A 1,038-nucleotide genomic window follows, 5' to 3' on the forward strand; every position below is an offset into this window, starting at 1 on the left:
GGCGGCGTTCACCGCGGCGGTCGCGGTCCTGATCATCGCCTGCCCCTGCGCGCTGGGCCTGGCCACCCCCACCGCCCTCATGGTCGGCACCGGCCGCGGCGCCCAGCTCGGCATCCTCATCAAGGGCCCCGAGGTCCTCGAATCCACCCGCCGCGTCGACACCGTCGTCCTCGACAAGACCGGCACCGTCACCACCGGCCACATGACCCTCCACACCGTCCACACCACCCACGACACCGACGAGCACGAACTCCTGCGCCTGACCGGCGCCGTCGAACACGCCTCCGAACACCCCATCGGCCAGGCCATCGCCACCGGCGCCGCAGACCGGGTCGGCGCCCTCCCCGCGGTCCAGGACTTCCAGAACATCCCCGGACGCGGCGTACGCGGGCGCGTGGACGGGCGCGAGGTGACCGTGGGACGCCTCTTCGGCCACGTCCCCGACACCCTCGCCCGCGCCGCCGAACAGGCCGAACGGGACGGACGTACGGCCGTCCTGGCCGGCTGGGACGGCACCGCACGCGGCGTCCTCACCGTCGCCGACACCGTCAAGGACACCAGCGCCGAAGCCGTCACCCGGCTGCGCGCCCTCGGCCTGCACCCCGTCCTGCTCACCGGCGACAACCACCGCGTCGCCGCCACCGTCGCCCGCGCCGTCGGCATCGACGACGTCATCGCCGACGTCCGCCCCGAGGACAAGGCCGCCGTCATCACCCGCCTGCGCGCCGAAGGCCGCACCGTCGCCATGATCGGCGACGGCGTCAACGACGCCGCCGCCCTCGCCACCGCCGACCTCGGCCTGGCCCTGGGCACCGGCACCGACGCCGCCATCGAAGCCGGCGACCTCACCCTGGTCCGCGGCGACCTGCGGGTCGCCGCCGACGCCATCCGCCTCTCCCGCCGCACCCTCACCACCATCAAGGGAAACCTCGCCTGGGCCTTCGGCTACAACGTCGCCGCCCTCCCCCTCGCCGCCGCCGGACTCCTCAACCCCATGATCGCCGGAGCCGCGATGGCCTTCTCCTCCGTCTTCGTGGT

1 protein-coding gene is annotated in these 1,038 nt (G+C 74.3%); it reads left to right on the forward strand.

Annotation, left to right across the window (positions count from 1 at the left end; translation table 11 throughout):
* Positions 1-1,038 (forward strand): heavy metal translocating P-type ATPase (locus ACTT8P_RS38305; protein WP_442836403.1); only part of this gene is annotated, 1,038 nt, incomplete at both ends.

The sequence above is a fragment of the Streptomyces sp. JW3 genome, from assembly GCF_052216785.1.
Lineage (GTDB): Bacteria > Actinomycetota > Actinomycetes > Streptomycetales > Streptomycetaceae > Streptomyces.